The organism is Bacteroides stercorirosoris (assembly GCF_900142015.1).
GTDB classification, from domain to species: Bacteria; Bacteroidota; Bacteroidia; order Bacteroidales; family Bacteroidaceae; genus Bacteroides; species Bacteroides stercorirosoris.
Window position 1 is genome coordinate 104,787 of the sequence record NZ_FQZN01000006.1, and the last position, 14,336, is coordinate 119,122.

13 protein-coding genes are annotated in these 14,336 nt (G+C 42.6%); 5 read left to right on the forward strand and 8 right to left on the reverse strand.

What is annotated here, in order from left to right; translation table 11 throughout:
- Positions 1-92: 92 nt before the first annotated feature.
- A complete protein-coding gene (locus tag BUC01_RS06290) occupies positions 93-830 on the reverse strand; it encodes a hypothetical protein (protein WP_025835166.1) in 738 nt (245 codons plus the stop codon).
- A 66-nt stretch (positions 831-896) separates the two neighbouring features.
- On the opposite strand from BUC01_RS06290, the gene mnmA reads away from it, so the two are divergent.
- Both mnmA and BUC01_RS06300 read left to right on the forward strand, forming a co-directional pair.
- Positions 897-1,949, forward strand: coding sequence for a tRNA 2-thiouridine(34) synthase MnmA (gene mnmA, locus BUC01_RS06295; protein WP_025835168.1), 1,053 nt, complete (start codon positions 897-899; stop codon positions 1,947-1,949).
- Between the two features lie 107 nt (positions 1,950-2,056).
- Positions 2,057-2,938 carry a DUF3078 domain-containing protein gene (locus tag BUC01_RS06300; RefSeq protein WP_073313063.1) on the forward strand — a complete coding sequence of 294 codons (882 nt, stop codon included), beginning with the start codon at positions 2,057-2,059 and terminating at the stop codon, positions 2,936-2,938.
- Between the two features lie 107 nt (positions 2,939-3,045).
- On the opposite strand, the gene BUC01_RS06305 is transcribed toward BUC01_RS06300, so the two are convergent.
- On the reverse strand, positions 3,046-4,557 hold the full coding sequence (locus BUC01_RS06305) for a GH3 auxin-responsive promoter family protein (RefSeq protein WP_025835169.1): 1,512 nt from the start codon (positions 4,555-4,557) through the stop codon (positions 3,046-3,048).
- A gap of 121 nt (positions 4,558-4,678) precedes the next feature.
- Here BUC01_RS06305 and BUC01_RS06310 point away from each other — a divergent pair, with 121 nt between their 5' ends.
- The gene (locus tag BUC01_RS06310; RefSeq protein ID WP_025835170.1) at positions 4,679-5,689 is read left to right on the forward strand and encodes an ATP-dependent 6-phosphofructokinase; all 1,011 of its coding nucleotides are present in this window, start codon (positions 4,679-4,681) and stop codon (positions 5,687-5,689) included.
- A 452-nt stretch (positions 5,690-6,141) separates the two neighbouring features.
- Here the strand turns inward: BUC01_RS06310 and BUC01_RS06315 are convergent, their stop codons facing one another.
- Together BUC01_RS06315 and BUC01_RS06320 are read right to left on the reverse strand one after the other, a co-directional pair.
- Complete coding sequence (locus BUC01_RS06315; protein ID WP_139261818.1) at positions 6,142-6,795, reverse strand: outer membrane beta-barrel protein; 654 nt, start codon at positions 6,793-6,795, stop codon at positions 6,142-6,144.
- 32 nt (positions 6,796-6,827) lie between these two features.
- Positions 6,828-7,763, reverse strand: a complete 936-nt coding sequence (locus BUC01_RS06320) for a hypothetical protein (RefSeq protein WP_025835173.1) — start codon at positions 7,761-7,763, stop codon at positions 6,828-6,830.
- 435 nt (positions 7,764-8,198) lie between these two features.
- Between BUC01_RS06320 and BUC01_RS06325 the strand changes: the two genes are divergently transcribed.
- Positions 8,199-9,941, forward strand: a complete 1,743-nt coding sequence (locus BUC01_RS06325) for a tetratricopeptide repeat protein (protein WP_025835175.1) — start codon at positions 8,199-8,201, stop codon at positions 9,939-9,941.
- Here the strand turns inward: BUC01_RS06325 and rnc are convergent.
- The 3 genes from rnc to BUC01_RS06340 are packed head-to-tail and all read right to left on the reverse strand — an operon-like array spanning position 9,925 to position 12,352.
- Positions 9,925-10,824, reverse strand: coding sequence for a ribonuclease III (rnc, locus tag BUC01_RS06330; RefSeq protein ID WP_025835177.1), 900 nt, complete (start codon positions 10,822-10,824; stop codon positions 9,925-9,927). The genes BUC01_RS06325 and rnc overlap by 17 nt on opposite strands.
- A 6-nt stretch (positions 10,825-10,830) precedes the next feature.
- The gene (gene fabF, locus BUC01_RS06335) at positions 10,831-12,096 is read right to left on the reverse strand and encodes a beta-ketoacyl-ACP synthase II (RefSeq protein WP_025835179.1); all 1,266 of its coding nucleotides are present in this window, start codon (positions 12,094-12,096) and stop codon (positions 10,831-10,833) included.
- Between the two features lie 19 nt (positions 12,097-12,115).
- Positions 12,116-12,352, reverse strand: coding sequence for an acyl carrier protein (locus tag BUC01_RS06340; RefSeq protein WP_025835181.1), 237 nt, complete (start codon positions 12,350-12,352; stop codon positions 12,116-12,118).
- Between the two features lie 148 nt (positions 12,353-12,500).
- Here BUC01_RS06340 and purN point away from each other — a divergent pair, with 148 nt between their 5' ends.
- Entirely contained in the window at positions 12,501-13,076 is a 576-nt protein-coding gene (gene purN, locus BUC01_RS06345) for a phosphoribosylglycinamide formyltransferase (RefSeq protein ID WP_073313088.1), read from the forward strand.
- Between the two features lie 175 nt (positions 13,077-13,251).
- Here purN and pdxB read toward each other — a convergent pair whose 3' ends face one another.
- On the reverse strand, positions 13,252-14,304 hold the full coding sequence (gene pdxB / locus BUC01_RS06350; protein ID WP_073313065.1) for a 4-phosphoerythronate dehydrogenase PdxB: 1,053 nt from the start codon (positions 14,302-14,304) through the stop codon (positions 13,252-13,254).
- Positions 14,305-14,336 lie beyond the last annotated feature (32 nt).

The window sequence follows — 14,336 nt, forward strand, 5'->3', positions numbered from 1 at the left end:
AAGCACAAAGTTACAACAATTTCATAAGATAATAAGTTCTTTCATTTTTTTTTCTTGCTGATAGTTAAGAGGGAAGTGACTATCGGATGAATTTATTCTTCCTTCTCCTCAGGGATGGGGTCCTGTAGTTGGAAACGTTCTGTCAGGTAGAGCAGCATCTCTGCGGACTGTTTTACATCCGTCTGAGTGGGTACAGGACGGCTATTGAATGCGAACAGCATATATTTCGGCCCCATGGCAAAGGAGGCGAATAGTTTACCTATAAGGAATCCTTTTATTTCTTCAAATAGTTCATCTGTAGTTCGTTGTTGCATATCCTGATAGGGCAATAGGAGTATGAGATCGCCTTTTGCTACTGCCACGGTTGTTGAATTTTCCTTTTCTTCGAATAGTGCATGAAACTCTTTTTGGTGGTAGCGGAAAGTATAAGATACCGGGGAAGTACGTTTGACATTCTCTGCTTCGGAAAGGGAGGCTATGAACTTTTGTAAAAGGAAATTGATCTTTCGGAGATTTTTATACCATCCGAAATAAGCTAATCCCCAAGTGAGGGGGACGACAAATATTGCCGGACAAGCCATTGAGAAGATGATTACATCGAACAGGGTCATTGTTTGTTCTGTAGTTCCGGACAAGGTGTCGATTATGAACCTTATGAGCCCGAATATTAATATAGCGAGGCTTGCCATAGCGCTAAGGCTGAGCGAAAGCATCAGTACGTCTCGTGTCATCTGCCAGAGGTTGGAATAGACACGTTGCCCTTCCATGTCATTTTTTAGTAAAGAGAGGGACTTTTTCCAGGTGATATGATCACAGATATAGTAGTTCATTGGCATTGTTGTTTTTAAAGGTAGCAAATGTAGTGATTTTCTTTTTCCTTTGTTATTTTTGCACCCATGAAATCAAAGAAGCGTGTATTGTTAGGTATGAGTGGAGGTACAGATAGTTCTGTTGCCGCCATGCTGTTGCAAGAAGCCGGTTATGAGGTAACCGGTGTGACGTTTCGTTTCTATGATTCGGAAGGTTTTGAAGGATCTTTGGATGATGCCCGTAATCTCGCTTCCCGCCTGAATATCCCGCACATCATCTATGATGCCCGCGAATTATTCCGTGAACGCATCATCCGCTATTTCATAGATGAATATCTTTCCGCCCGTACCCCTGTTCCCTGTACGCTTTGTAACAATGAACTGAAATGGCCGTTGCTGGCAAAGATTGCCGATGAAATGGGCATTTATTGGATTTCAACCGGACACTATGTGCGTAAAGTTTTCCGGGATGGCTATTACTTTATAGCCCCGGCTGCCGATCGTGATAAAGATCAGACTTTTTTCCTATGGGGACTGCAACAGGATATTTTAGAGCGTATGCTTCTTCCAATGGGTGACTGGACTAAAAGTGAAGTGCGTGCTTATGCTGCCAAGCGGGGCTTTGAACGGACGGCAATAAAAAAAGACAGTCTCGGTGTCTGCTTCTGCCCGATGGATTACCGTTCTTTCTTGCAGCGTGAAGTCCCGGCGAATGAATTACCGGGAAAAGGACAATTTCTCGATGAAAACGGGAGTTTTTTAGGTTGGCACGAAGGGTATCCCTTTTATACGATTGGTCAGCGCAGAGGATTGGGCATTCATCTGAACCGTCCTGTTTTCGTAAAAGAGATACATAAAGAGAGGAATGAAGTGATACTTGCGCCTCTCACTTCTCTCTACAAAGAGGAAATGCTGCTGAAAGACTGGAATATTGTGGATGTTTCCCGTTTACTGAATTCCGGGGATGTCATTGTCAAGATACGCTATCGGAAGCAAGCTAATCACTGCGCTGTCAGTATAGCGGATGAGAATCTCTTGCATGTGCAATTGCGCGAATCGCTCGAATCCATTGCTTCCGGACAGGCTGCGGCATTTTATGATGAGGCAGGTTTGCTACTGGGAGGAGGTATCATCCTGTAATTTCCGTACAATCATTCTTTTATTTGTTTCTGAACAAAAAAATAGTTTACTCTGTTTGAAATACAAAGACGTCTTTGTTTTGCGGAATAATTAAAACGAATAACAGTATGAAACGTATATATTTAATGATGCTATTTGCCGCTTTGGCAACAATCGTCTCTGCCCAAACGGACGATAAGGGATATAAAGAAGGAGCTTGGGTACTGAAAGGTGTGACGGGTATAAACATGTCGCAAACTGCAATGACAAACTGGGCGGCCGGTGGTGAGAATTCTATCGCCGGAAATGCTTACTTGAATGGCTCACTGACACATAAGAGCGGAAACTGGCTGTGGGTGACGAATCTGGTGCTGGATTATGGCCTTTCGAAAACCAAATCGCAAGGGATGAGAAAGAGTTCCGACAAAATAGGATTATCTACCCAGTTGGGATATGCAGCCACTAAGGTCTGGTATTATACGCTTATGGCTGACCTGAATACTCAATTTGCCAAGGGATATAATTATCCGGACAAGAGTCACTATATATCTAACTTCTTTGCTCCTGCCTATTCTAATGTGGCATTGGGTATGGAATATCGTCCGAAGAGTAATTATTCCGTATTTCTTTCACCTGTCTCTACAAAGATGACCTTTGTGAGCGATGATTATCTTTCCGATTTAGGCTCTTTCGGTGTTGATCCGGGGGATCACTTTAAGATTGAAGCCGGAGCTTTCCTGAAAGCCCGTGCAGAGCTGCCTGTCATGGAAAATGTGAATCTGATTACTACAGCTGATTTCTTCACTCCTTATAATAAAGACTTTGGCAATGTGGATGTCAACTGGGATGTGCTCATCAGTATGAAGATTAATAAAGTACTATCAGCAACCCTGAATATGACCCTGAAGTATGATAATGATGTGAAAACCTTTAATGATGAGGGTGTTGAGAGAGGGCCGAAAGTGCAGTTCAAGGAAATATTGGGCATCGGATTGGCTTATAATTTCTGAGCCTGGGATGACTGTCAGTTTCAAGGCATGGAACAAAAATGAAAAAGGCCGCATCAATTTTGTCTGATGCGGTCTTTCTTATTTATTGTCCTATGTTATAGCAGAAATCAGTTGTTCAGCTCCAGCATCTCCTCAATGTACTGCCTTGTATTACTCAACCGAGGCACTTTATGTTGTCCGCCCAGTTTTCCTTTCTGAGCCAGCCAGTCGTGGAACAGGTCTTTACGGGCAATTATTACCTCCAACGGTTGTAGTGCAAGATTATTCTGCCGTTTAGCTTCGTAATCAGAGTTTACCTCTTTCAGCGTATCATCCAATATCTTTGCAAACTTTTCTACGTTATCCGGCATTTGGGCAAACTCTATCAGCCATTGGTGGCGGCATTTGGCTTTGGCATCCATGAAGACAGGAGCAGCCGAATAGTCCGAAATCAATGCTCCGGTAGCTTCGCAGGCTTTTGCCAAACCTTTCTCGGCATTATCTACAATCAACTCCTCACCGAAAGCATTGATGAAGTGCTTGGTACGTCCTGTGATGACAAACTTATACGGGTCTTTCTGTGTAAACTTCACGGTGTCCCCAATCATATAACGCCATAAGCCGGCGGAGGTGGAGATGACCAATGCATAATTCTTTTCCGTCTCCACTTCTTCCAGGCAGTATATACGTGGATTTTCTTTGTCTATATCTTCCAGGGGGATAAATTCGTAGAAGATTCCGTAGTCAATCATCAACAACATGGACGGGTCATTCGGGTCGTTTTGTGTACCAAAATACCCTTCGGAGGCATTGTACGTCTCCACGTAGTGCATGTTGGATGAACGGATTACTTCTTTGTACTGTTCGCGGTATGGAGTGAAGGCAACGCCACCGTGGAAGAATACTTCCAGATTAGGCCATATTTCTTCCAGTGATTGTTTGCCGGTCTTTTCAAGAATATGTTTGATGAGTACCAGCATCCACGAAGGAACACCGGACAGATTGGTGACATTTTGAGAAATGGTGCTGTTGGCAATAGCTACCATTTTGCTTTCGAAGTCGCTCATGAGAGCGATCCTTTTGCTCGGGACGCGGACACAATTCACCAGCGGATAGACATTTTGTATCAGGATGGCGGAAAGATCACCTACCAGGCTATGTTTGGAGTTGAGGTTAGGGCTGTGGCTTCCTCCCAAAATCAAACCCTTCCCGGAGAAGAAGTGGCTGTCGGGATTCTGCCCCAGATAAATGGCTACAGCATCTTTCCCGCCTTGATAATGCGTATCATTCAACGATTCTCTGCTGACAGGCAAGAACTTGCTTTTATCGTTCGTCGTACCCGAAGACTTGGCAAACCAACGTATTTCCGACGGCCAGAGGAGGTTTTGCTCTCCTGAACGCAGACGTTCTACATATGGCTTAACCTCCTCATAAGTCTGTATGGGAAGGCGTTTTCTGAAATCTTCATAAGTATGGATGCTCTTATAATCATATTTTTTTCCCCATTCTGTATTTTCAGCCATACGCACTAAGCGGTTCAGCACTTTGTGCTGTAATTCTCCTGCGCGGTTGGCATAGAAGTCGATTTTTTTCAGGCGAGGGGCAAAATACACCTTATTCAGCAATGTTGTGATATTCATCTCTCTTAGTTAAAACTATTTTGTTGCGCAAAAATAATCTTATTTATCGGCTTCTCTATCTTTTTTCTCTTTTTTTTCTATCTTTACGGACGTAAAGAACAATAATTCAAACAAAAGTGTCATGAGAATCGGTATTTTGACTTCGGGGGGCGATTGTCCCGGCATCAATGCCACTATTCGTGGAGTGTGCAAAACTGCAATCAATCATTATGGGATGGAAGTGGTAGGCATTCACAGTGGCTTTCAGGGGTTGCTGACGAAAGATGTGGAGTCGTTTACCGATAAGTCTTTGTCCGGTTTGTTGAATTTGGGCGGGACGATGCTCGGCACTTCCCGTGAGAAACCTTTCAAGAAGAATGGAGTGATATCTGATGTTAATAAACCGGCACTGATAGAACAGAATGTGAAGGAGTTAGGGTTGGATTGCGTAGTCTGTATCGGTGGTAACGGTACTCAGAAGACTGCGGCGAAACTGGCTGCAATGGGCTTGAACATAGTGTCTGTGCCTAAAACAATTGACAACGACATTTGGGGGACGGATTTCTCTTTCGGCTTTGATTCTGCCGTCAGCATTGCTACGGATGCTATTGACCGCCTGCACTCTACTGCCAGTTCGCATAAGCGGGTGATGGTGATTGAGGTGATGGGGCATAAGGCCGGTTGGATTGCACTCTATTCCGGTATGGCAGGCGGGGGAGATGTGATTCTGATACCCGAAATACCTTATAATATCCATAACATAGGAGAAACGATACTGAACCGTTTAAAGAAAGGCAAACCATATTCTATCGTAGTGGTTGCCGAAGGTATACAAACCGATGGGCGGAAACGTGCGGCTGAGTATATTGCTCAGGAGATAGAGTACGAAACGGGTATTGAAACGCGCGAGACTGTGCTTGGTTACATCCAACGGGGTGGTTCGCCTACACCTTTCGACCGTAACCTCTCTACCCGTATGGGCGGACATGCTACGGAACTGATTGCGACCGAACAGTTTGGCAGGATGATTACGTTGAAAGGGGATGAGATTTCTTCTGCTCCACTGGAAGAGATTGCGGGAAAATTGAAACTGGTGACGGAAGATAATGATCTCGTGGTTCAGGGGAGACGGATGGGAATTTGTTTCGGGTGATACTGATATAGTATTAAGAAAGTCTGCAAACAAAATAATAATTGCTCGCAGACTTTTTTGCCTATCTTTAAATTCTCAAGTCAAAACTGATTTTCCCCGTCATCTATTTCTTTTTTAAGTAGAACTCTCTTATAGTTGCAAGAATTATTATACTTGAAAAGAGAATTGATACTATTAGGAAAAATGTTCCATGAAATGAAGATATAATGCTAAAGCAACTCCAATATAGCAAACATTTTCCCATTCTGCTCAGATAATCATTCTGATTTAAGTCTATTTTCATAATTGTATTACTTTATTGTCTTATTTCATCTGTATATGGCTAAGTAACGCTTAAAAAACAACTTGGCACATAAATGATAATTTGTCTCTCCCAAAAAACTTTTTTAAGCGTTACTGAAAGTCATAATTTCAACTACTGATTCGCTTTGTAGGCTAAATGGCCTCTGTTTTTACAGCAATACTTTTATCGACAACATAAGGTCTGCCCTCAGCACTTTTATGCGATTCCATTTATCTAACTTCAGTGTTTCTTCTTTTCCTTTCATTTTCTCTTTCAGTGAGGAAGTGTGTCCACCCATTACCGAAACACTGGCACCCATGTAGAGGTTTCTGTATAAATGGCGGTTAAGCCCTAAATCTGCATTGGCTCCCAGGAACCCTTTATTGCATTCACGTTCCATCTCGTTATAGAGGCTTTTGCTTTGATAGTGCATATAGCCGACACCCACCATGCAGTCGAAGCACCAATTTGGCGCAATCAACTTCCGATAACCAATTTGCGGTGCAATATAAATCAAGTCTAAGTCGTCGGCAGCCTGTGTTTCTTTTGCCAAATCATAGTTCTCGGAAGCCGAGAAAAGATTAAACTTCAGGCCGACTTGGAATTTTTTGTCCAACAAATAGGATGCTTTGATGTTTCCACTGAATCCATTTTTATATTCTCCTCTGTAATCAACGCCATAAGAAGATAGATTAGAGTGCCCGAAAAAGCTTCCGGCTCCCAGGTCTATTGATATGGAGAATTTGCTATCACTGTAAGTCTGGGCTCTGATAAAGGCTGTACAGAGCAAAAATAGAAAGAATGTTAAACTGTTTTTTCTCATGATGTGTTACTATTTAGTTATTATAAAAACTGTTATTCAGTTACCCAGAATAGTGCACTGTTGGCTGCCACTTCAAGGCTCGACTTCAAGACTTCTTTTTGGGAGTTAGTCAGGTTTGATCTTTCAATGACTTGTAGATAACCATCTAAGTATGCTTTCATTAGCTCCGTGTTATTGGTAATGTTTCCAATATTAATAGTGAAGTCATCAATCACAGATAATTCATCAGAGTATTCTGGCCAAGTATTCTTAAGGAGAGTAATTAACTCTGTAGCAGAATCTGTTTTACTCTTTAAAACGATAGAATTAACTTTTTGAATTAAAATATTCTTCTCTGTTTCTGGAATAGCATAGCTACATTTTCCCATTTCTGTAACAATGAGGTCTGCCATAACTTCAGAACTTTTCGCTTCATTATAGATATTCTGATGTGTTTCTTCTATTCGGCTGAGGATTAGGTTATGTTCATATCCAATACCAGAACTGGTTACTGTAGCATAGCAGTTTACTGCAACTTGACTACTGGTAGGTGCAGCAATTTCATTGTCATCAGAAAGAACTTCCGCTGAATAAGGGTCGGAAATTGGAACTGTTTGAGTGTTATCTGATGTTGGTGGGATAACTGGGCATGTAGTAGCAGTCTGGCTCGTCATTTCATGTTCAGCAAGAGCTGGTCCACCTACAGCTGAACTAAAAACAGCTCCAAAAAGTGCACCCCAACCTCCGAAAGCACTGCCAATTAAAGCTCCACCAGCATCCGCTAGTAAAAATCCTCTTAGTTTTTTCCAAAAGCTGCGTGTATGCGGTATATTATTTGCGTTCCAGAAGGTTGCATTATATGCTGCCAGGTCTTCATTTAACTTGCTATAAAGCTCCTGTTTAGGTTGGTTATACGTCTTTTCGTCAGAAGAACAGGAAGACATACTTATACATATTGCTAAGAGACTTGTTATAAAAATCTTATTCATAGTATTATTTGTTATTAGTTAATAATGAGGATTAAAAGGCTAAACTGTTTTGAATAATTTTCCGTTTTTGCAATGATAATTTTTCGTTTAGAAATAAAGATATTTGTATCTTTAAGGATAATTTACTTGTTCTGCTAAAAAGGAAAGGAGTGCAAGTCCTTTTTTCTTAATGAATTAGTTTACTCCTTAAGAATAGCCATTTATCTTGCATATATAAATTGCTATATAAAAATCCCATTCTATTATTCAGGAATGAGAAGAAACAGGTGTGACTTACTTATTAATTGTTTCATGGCTTTTGTTTTTTTTGGTTATGTACAAAAGTGATGAAAAAACTTATTCGTGATTACTTTTTTAGTGTGCATTTAATGTGCATCTCGAAATAATATATTTTTAGAACTCTTTTTATAAAAAATAAAACCTACCTTTGTTGATATGAGAAACACCTTATATCTATTTGTGTCTCTTTTCTTGTTGAGTTTTTATGCTTGCAAGGAGAATGCTTATCCACAAGTTCTACTACTTGCGGATAACTTGACAAATAGTAATCCGGATAGTGCTGTTTCCTTGCTGTGCTCTATAAAAGATGATATGTCCGCGCAATCAGAAGAAACTCAAATGTATTATCGTTTGCTTTGTGTTAAGGCGGATGATAAGGCGTATATTCCCCTGACTTCAGAAAACCGGATACTCCCTGTGTTACATTATTATATAAAGAAAGATGATACCCGGCATCTTCCTGAAGCTTATTTTTATGCCGGACGAACATACCGTGATTTAGGAGATGCTCCGCAGGCATTAGATTATTTTGATAAAGCTCTGGATGTTTTGGGGGATGATTCTTGTTGTGAACTAAGAAGTCTGATACATAGTCAAATGGGAAGGATTTTTTCAGAGCAAGGGCTTTGGAATGAAGCGAGAAAAGTCTATTCTCAAGCCTACAGATGGAGTGTATTGGAAAAAGATAGTATAAGTATGATCTATGATTTAAGAGACTTAGCTTCTACATATTGTGATGTCGAAGGTGTTGATAGCTCATTGCTGTATTATCAGGAAGCTTATGATTTAGCGTCTGCCTTAAATAATCCACGGATTATGAGTATGGTACAAAGCCAGATTGGTAAAGTGTATGTGCAGATGGGGAAATATGATTTAGTAAAGAAAATACTGCAACCTTCGCTGAAAACAACAGTTGACCGGATAAAGAGTGGTGTATATTCCATAACCGCTGATTGGTATTATAAGATGGGAAATAGAGATTCTGCATCCTATTATTATAACAAACTATTGGGATTTGGCACTCTTTATGCTCTGACGGATGCTCATTGGCGCTTGGCGGAATTAGCGCTGGAAGAAGGAAAAATTCAGGTAGCAAAGGGACATCTTGAACAATATATGGAGGAGCTGGATTCTGTTCGGAAATTTATTGATTCTGAAACAATCCGTGAGATAAACTCCCTTTATAATTATTCATTAAGAGAAAGTGAGAACAGCTGTTTGAAAGCGGAAAACAAGCAGGAGCAGATCTATTTATTCTACTCCATGACGGGAGGTGTCGTTATGTCGCTTTGCTTCTTTACCTATTTCCAATATAGTCGGAGGAAACATGCGCAATTCAACCTGCAACTATTACGGCTGAAGCGGATTGAAGAAGAACAATATAAAAAAAGTGCCCTGTTCATCGAAGAAAATAAGCGGAAACAAGAAGAGCTGACACAGTTGCTTCGAGATGGAGCGTATCCCGCTCAGCAGAAGGAGCAGATAGAACAACAGAAAAGAAGTCTGTATTATGCCGGAAAACAAGCAGAGTTTGGATTACAGGAGAGAGAAAAGGCTCGAAGGATGCTTTTAGATTCTGATATCTGCAAGTATTTCAAGGAAATCTGTAATGAGGAAAAAGATACGCATTTGCCTCCCGAAAAATGGAACTTGTTGGAGCAAACGGTCAATACTGCTTATAAGGACTTTACAGAGAAACTTTTCCGGATTTGTAAGCTTAGCAGACATGAACTTCATATTTGCCTTCTGATAAAGATTGATATCTTGCCTAAGGATATGGCGAGGCTAACGGATCGTTCCAGAGAATCCATAACATCGGTTAGGCGAAGGCTCTATGAAAAGTTCTTTGGGACGAAAGGCACCCCGCAGCAGTGGGATGAGTTTATTGATTCATTGTAGGGGTGAATGATTGGCCTTCACCACGTTCTGCGTCACTTTGCTCATCTTCGGCAGAAACGTCTTCCGGCAAACTATTTTCGGCGATTTCTCCTTTGACGGCCTTTTCCGGATGATTCTGCATTTTTGCCGCTTCTACCTCTTCTTTAAATGCGGCATCATTCTTAATCTTCTTCAATGCTGCCTGTGCGGCATTCTGCTGGGACTCCTTTTTAGAGTATCCGGTTCCTTTTCCTGCCGAAATGCCTTCTATGCGGACTTCGGTATGGAACATGGGATTGTAGTCTTCATCAAGGAACTGCTCGATAAGCTCGAATGAAACTTCAACCTTGTTTTTCTGGCTCCATTCAATCAGTTTCGATTTGAAGTTGACCTCTTTGCGGGACATCTTGTCGAGATCGATGTGATTTTTGAATATCTTTTCCTCCATAAAGCGTTTGCAGCGTTCGTAGCCCTGGTCCAGATAAATGGCGCCGATAAATGCTTCGAATGCATTGCCGTACATGTAGCTGTTGTGTGAGGAGGAACGGGTGGAATATTTTACCAGCTTGTCCAGGCCTATTTCTACTGCCAGTTTGTTCAGTGTTTCCCGCTGCACAATCTTCGAGCGCGTGTTTGTGAGGAAACCTTCGCGACGGCCTTCAAAATGCTTATAGACAATATCTCCCACGATGGCGTCAAGAATGGCGTCACCCAGGAACTCCAGCCGTTCATTATTCAAAGGGCGTCCCTTCTCCGAGCGGATGGAAGTGGATTTATGCAACAATGCCTGCTGGTAAAGCTGAATGTTGCGAGGATAGAATCCCAGTATCTTATAAAAACAAAGATAAGACTCTCTGTCCTTATGGAATAAGAGCCTTATCTTGTTTATTTGATTACGTAACACGACTGATTATTCTGCGTATTTCTTGAAGATAACACATGCATTATGACCACCGAATCCAAATGTATTGGACAGGGCTACGTTCACTTCACGCTTTTGAGCTTTGTTGAACGTCAGGTTCAGGTCATAGTCGATGTTTTCGTCGTTATCACCCTCTTCGTGGTTGATAGTCGGAGGTACGATGCCGTTCTGGATTGCAAGAATGCTTGCAATGGCTTCTACCGCACCGGCAGCACCCAGTAAGTGACCGGTCATGGATTTCGTTGAACTGATGTTCAACTTGTATGCATGTTGGCCGAATACTTCTTTGATGGCTTTGGCTTCCGATATATCACCTACAGGAGTAGATGTACCGTGAACATTGATATAATCTACTTCTTCAGGGGTCATTTCTGCATCTTCCAACGCATTTCTCATCACTAACTTGGCTCCTAAACCTTCCGGGTGGGAAGCAGTCAAGTGGTGAGCGTCGGCAGACATACCTACGCCGGCAACTTCCGCATAAATCTTGGCACCACGTGCTTTAGCGTGCTCCAGTTCTTCAAGAACCAGACAACCGCCACCTTCACCCATCACGAAACCGTCACGGCTTGCGCTGAACGGACGAGAGGCTGTTGTGGGAGACTCATTGCGTGTTGACAATGCGTGCATGGCATTGAAACCACCTACACCGCCAACGGTGATAGCAGCTTCCGAACCACCGCTTACGATGACGTTAGCCTTACCTAAACGAATAAGATTGAAAGCATCAGCGATAGCATTTGTAGAAGTGGCGCATGCAGAACAAGTTGCGTAGTTGGGTCCGTGGAAACCATACATAATTGAAATTTGTCCGGCAGCAATATCCGAAATCATCTTAGGGATGAAGAACGGATTGAACTTGGGACCGTTCTCTTTTCCGTTCAAGGCATAATTACTGACCTCTTCCTCAAATGTATTGATACCACCAATACCGGCGCCAAAGATGACACCGATTCTGTTTAAATCCTCATTTTCGACGTCAAGGCCAGAGTTCTCAACCGCTTCTTTGGCTACGGTAATGGCATATTGTGTATACAAGTCCATCTTGCGTGCTTCTTTGCGGTCGATATATTTGGTTGCTTCGAAGCCTTTCACTTCGCAGGCAAATTGAGTCTTGAAAAGGGAAGCGTCGAAATGAGTAATAGGTCCCGCTCCACTAACCCCATTCACAAGGTTTTCCCAAAACTCGGGAACACTGTTGCCAATGGGAGTAATGGCGCCAAGACCTGTTACTACAACTCTTTTTAATTCCATATTAAATTGATGGATAGAATTACTTAGCGTGTTCTTCGATGTAAGAAACGGCGTTACCTACAGTACCAATCTTTTCAGCTTGGTCATCCGGAATAGAGATACCGAATTCCTTTTCGAATTCCATGATAAGTTCTACAGTGTCAAGAGAATCTGCTCCTAAATCGTTGGTGAAGCTAGCTTCGTTTGTAACTTCTGATTCTTCAACGCCTAATTTGTCGACGATGATCGCTTTCACTCTTGATGCAATTTCAGACATAACTTTAAGTTTTTAATTAATAAATAGTTTTTTTCTTTAAATTTGCGGGGCAAAGGAATAAATATTTATCGTCACTCGCAAATATTTGAGGAAATAAATGCAGAGTTTTGCACATTTTTCACGGTTTTGTGCACAAAAAGTAGGTTTTATGAGAAAAAATATCGCTGTTTTAGCATCGGGAAGTGGAACGAATGCCGAAAATATCATTCGTTATTTCCAGGAAAAAAGTTCGGCTTGTGTGGCCTTGGTTTTGACTAATCGGCAGAATGCGTTCGTTTTAGAGCGTGCTCGCGGGTTAGGAGTGTCTTGTTTCCATTTTCCCAAGAGTGACTGGGAGAGCGGCGATGCGATTTTATCTGTACTGCGGGAGCATAAAATAGACTTTGTGGTGCTGGCAGGTTTTCTGGCTCGCGTGCCGGACGTTATTTTGCATGCTTATTCCAATAAAATGATAAATATTCATCCCTCGCTGTTGCCCAAGTTTGGCGGAAAAGGAATGTATGGCGATCGCGTACATGAAGCGGTTATTGCTGCGGGCGAGAAAGAGAGCGGCATCACTATACATTATACCAATGAACATTATGATGAAGGAGCCATTATTCGCCAGGTGAAATGTCCGGTGTTGCCGGAAGATACACCGGAGGAGTTGGCGCAACGCATCCATGTGCTGGAATATGAGACTTATCCGAAGGTGATAGAAGGGCTGATTGAATCGGAGGTTTAGAATATTTATCTCCGCACCGTACCTTCTCCATATCCGGTCCATATCTGCTCCACACCTGCTCCACTGCTTTTGGCTCGCTATAGGAGTGGAGAAGAGGCGGAGAAGACGTAGGCAAGAAGAAGTTCTGACCAAAAGGTGTTGCCGGCTGAATTTCCTTCGGAAAAGAAGTTGCTTGCTATCCTTTAGCGGTAAGCTGGACTGAGAATGCCGCTTTTTCACGCCGCAGCGGATAATCTCCCCTCAGTTGTTCAAAGAGTTCGGGGTGTGCCTTCAATGTCTCGCTGTCTCTTCGCGGGTCGTACATCTGCAGGCAGGCTTCTGCCGGGGTAGTGGCGGTGATGACCGGATTTTCAGGGGCGGGCGGGGTGATGAGATATTCGGCCTGTATGCTGAGATGGCTGCAAAGGGAGTCCAGGGCCATACGTGTGGCGTTGGCTTTTCCGTCGGCTGAATAACCGGCGATATGTGGGGTGCCGATGAATACCTTATTTAATAAGGTGAGATTGATGTCCGGCTCATTCTCCCATACATCGATGACCGCATCGGATATTTGCCGGGTTTCAAGGGCTTTCAATAAAGCATTTGTTTCTATCACTTCGCCACGGGAGGTATTGATGATGACGGGGTGGCGTTTCAATGAATGGAAGAATGTGTCATTAGCCAAATGGAAGGTTTTGTATTTTCCTTCCTTATATAATGGTACATGGAAAGTGAGTACGTCACATTCTTCGGCAAGGATTTGTAAAGAGCTGAAGTCTGTGCTCCCTTCTTCGTCTTCCCGTGGCAGGTCGTTCAGTAATACCCGCATGCCCAGTTCGCGGGCTACACCTGCCACTTTGCTTCCTACGTTTCCGACTCCTACAATTCCGATTGTCATTTCTGATAGATTCTTTCCTTTCGACGCCTCCAATAGCAGGAGCGTGGATTGCAGGTATTGGGCTACGGAGGCAGAATTGCATCCCGGAGCATTTTTCCAGACTATACCTGCCTGGCGGCAGTATTCCGTATCTATATGGTCGAAACCGATGGTGGCGGTTGCGATGAAGCGCACCCGGCTTCCTTCCAGCAATTCGCGATTGCAATGGGTGCGTGTGCGGATAATCAGTGCATCCGCCTCTTTCACCAACGCCGGGGTAAAATCTTTTCCGGGAACGTACATCACTTCATCGGCTATTTTTTCGATGGCTTCTTTTATAAACGGTATTTTGTTGTCAACTATGATTCTCATTTTCTTTTTTTCTTTCTATATTTGTTGCAGGC

Bases quoted from the DNA above. Each gene is read 5' to 3' on its own strand.
- BUC01_RS06290 (WP_025835166.1), bottom strand. From the start codon at position 830: ATGAACTACTATATCTGTGATCATATCACCTGGAAAAAGTCCCTCTCT.
- mnmA (WP_025835168.1), top strand. From the start codon at position 897: ATGAAATCAAAGAAGCGTGTATTGTTAGGTATGAGTGGAGGTACAGAT.
- BUC01_RS06300 (WP_073313063.1), top strand. From the start codon at position 2,057: ATGAAACGTATATATTTAATGATGCTATTTGCCGCTTTGGCAACAATC.
- BUC01_RS06305 (WP_025835169.1), bottom strand. From the start codon at position 4,557: ATGAATATCACAACATTGCTGAATAAGGTGTATTTTGCCCCTCGCCTG.
- BUC01_RS06310 (WP_025835170.1), top strand. From the start codon at position 4,679: ATGAGAATCGGTATTTTGACTTCGGGGGGCGATTGTCCCGGCATCAAT.
- BUC01_RS06315 (WP_139261818.1), bottom strand. From the start codon at position 6,795: ATGAGAAAAAACAGTTTAACATTCTTTCTATTTTTGCTCTGTACAGCC.
- BUC01_RS06320 (WP_025835173.1), bottom strand. From the start codon at position 7,763: ATGAATAAGATTTTTATAACAAGTCTCTTAGCAATATGTATAAGTATG.
- BUC01_RS06325 (WP_025835175.1), top strand. From the start codon at position 8,199: ATGAGAAACACCTTATATCTATTTGTGTCTCTTTTCTTGTTGAGTTTT.
- fabF (WP_025835179.1), bottom strand. From the start codon at position 12,096: ATGGAATTAAAAAGAGTTGTAGTAACAGGTCTTGGCGCCATTACTCCC.
- BUC01_RS06340 (WP_025835181.1), bottom strand. From the start codon at position 12,352: ATGTCTGAAATTGCATCAAGAGTGAAAGCGATCATCGTCGACAAATTA.
- purN (WP_073313088.1), top strand. From the start codon at position 12,501: ATGAGAAAAAATATCGCTGTTTTAGCATCGGGAAGTGGAACGAATGCC.
- pdxB (WP_073313065.1), bottom strand. From the start codon at position 14,304: ATGAGAATCATAGTTGACAACAAAATACCGTTTATAAAAGAAGCCATC.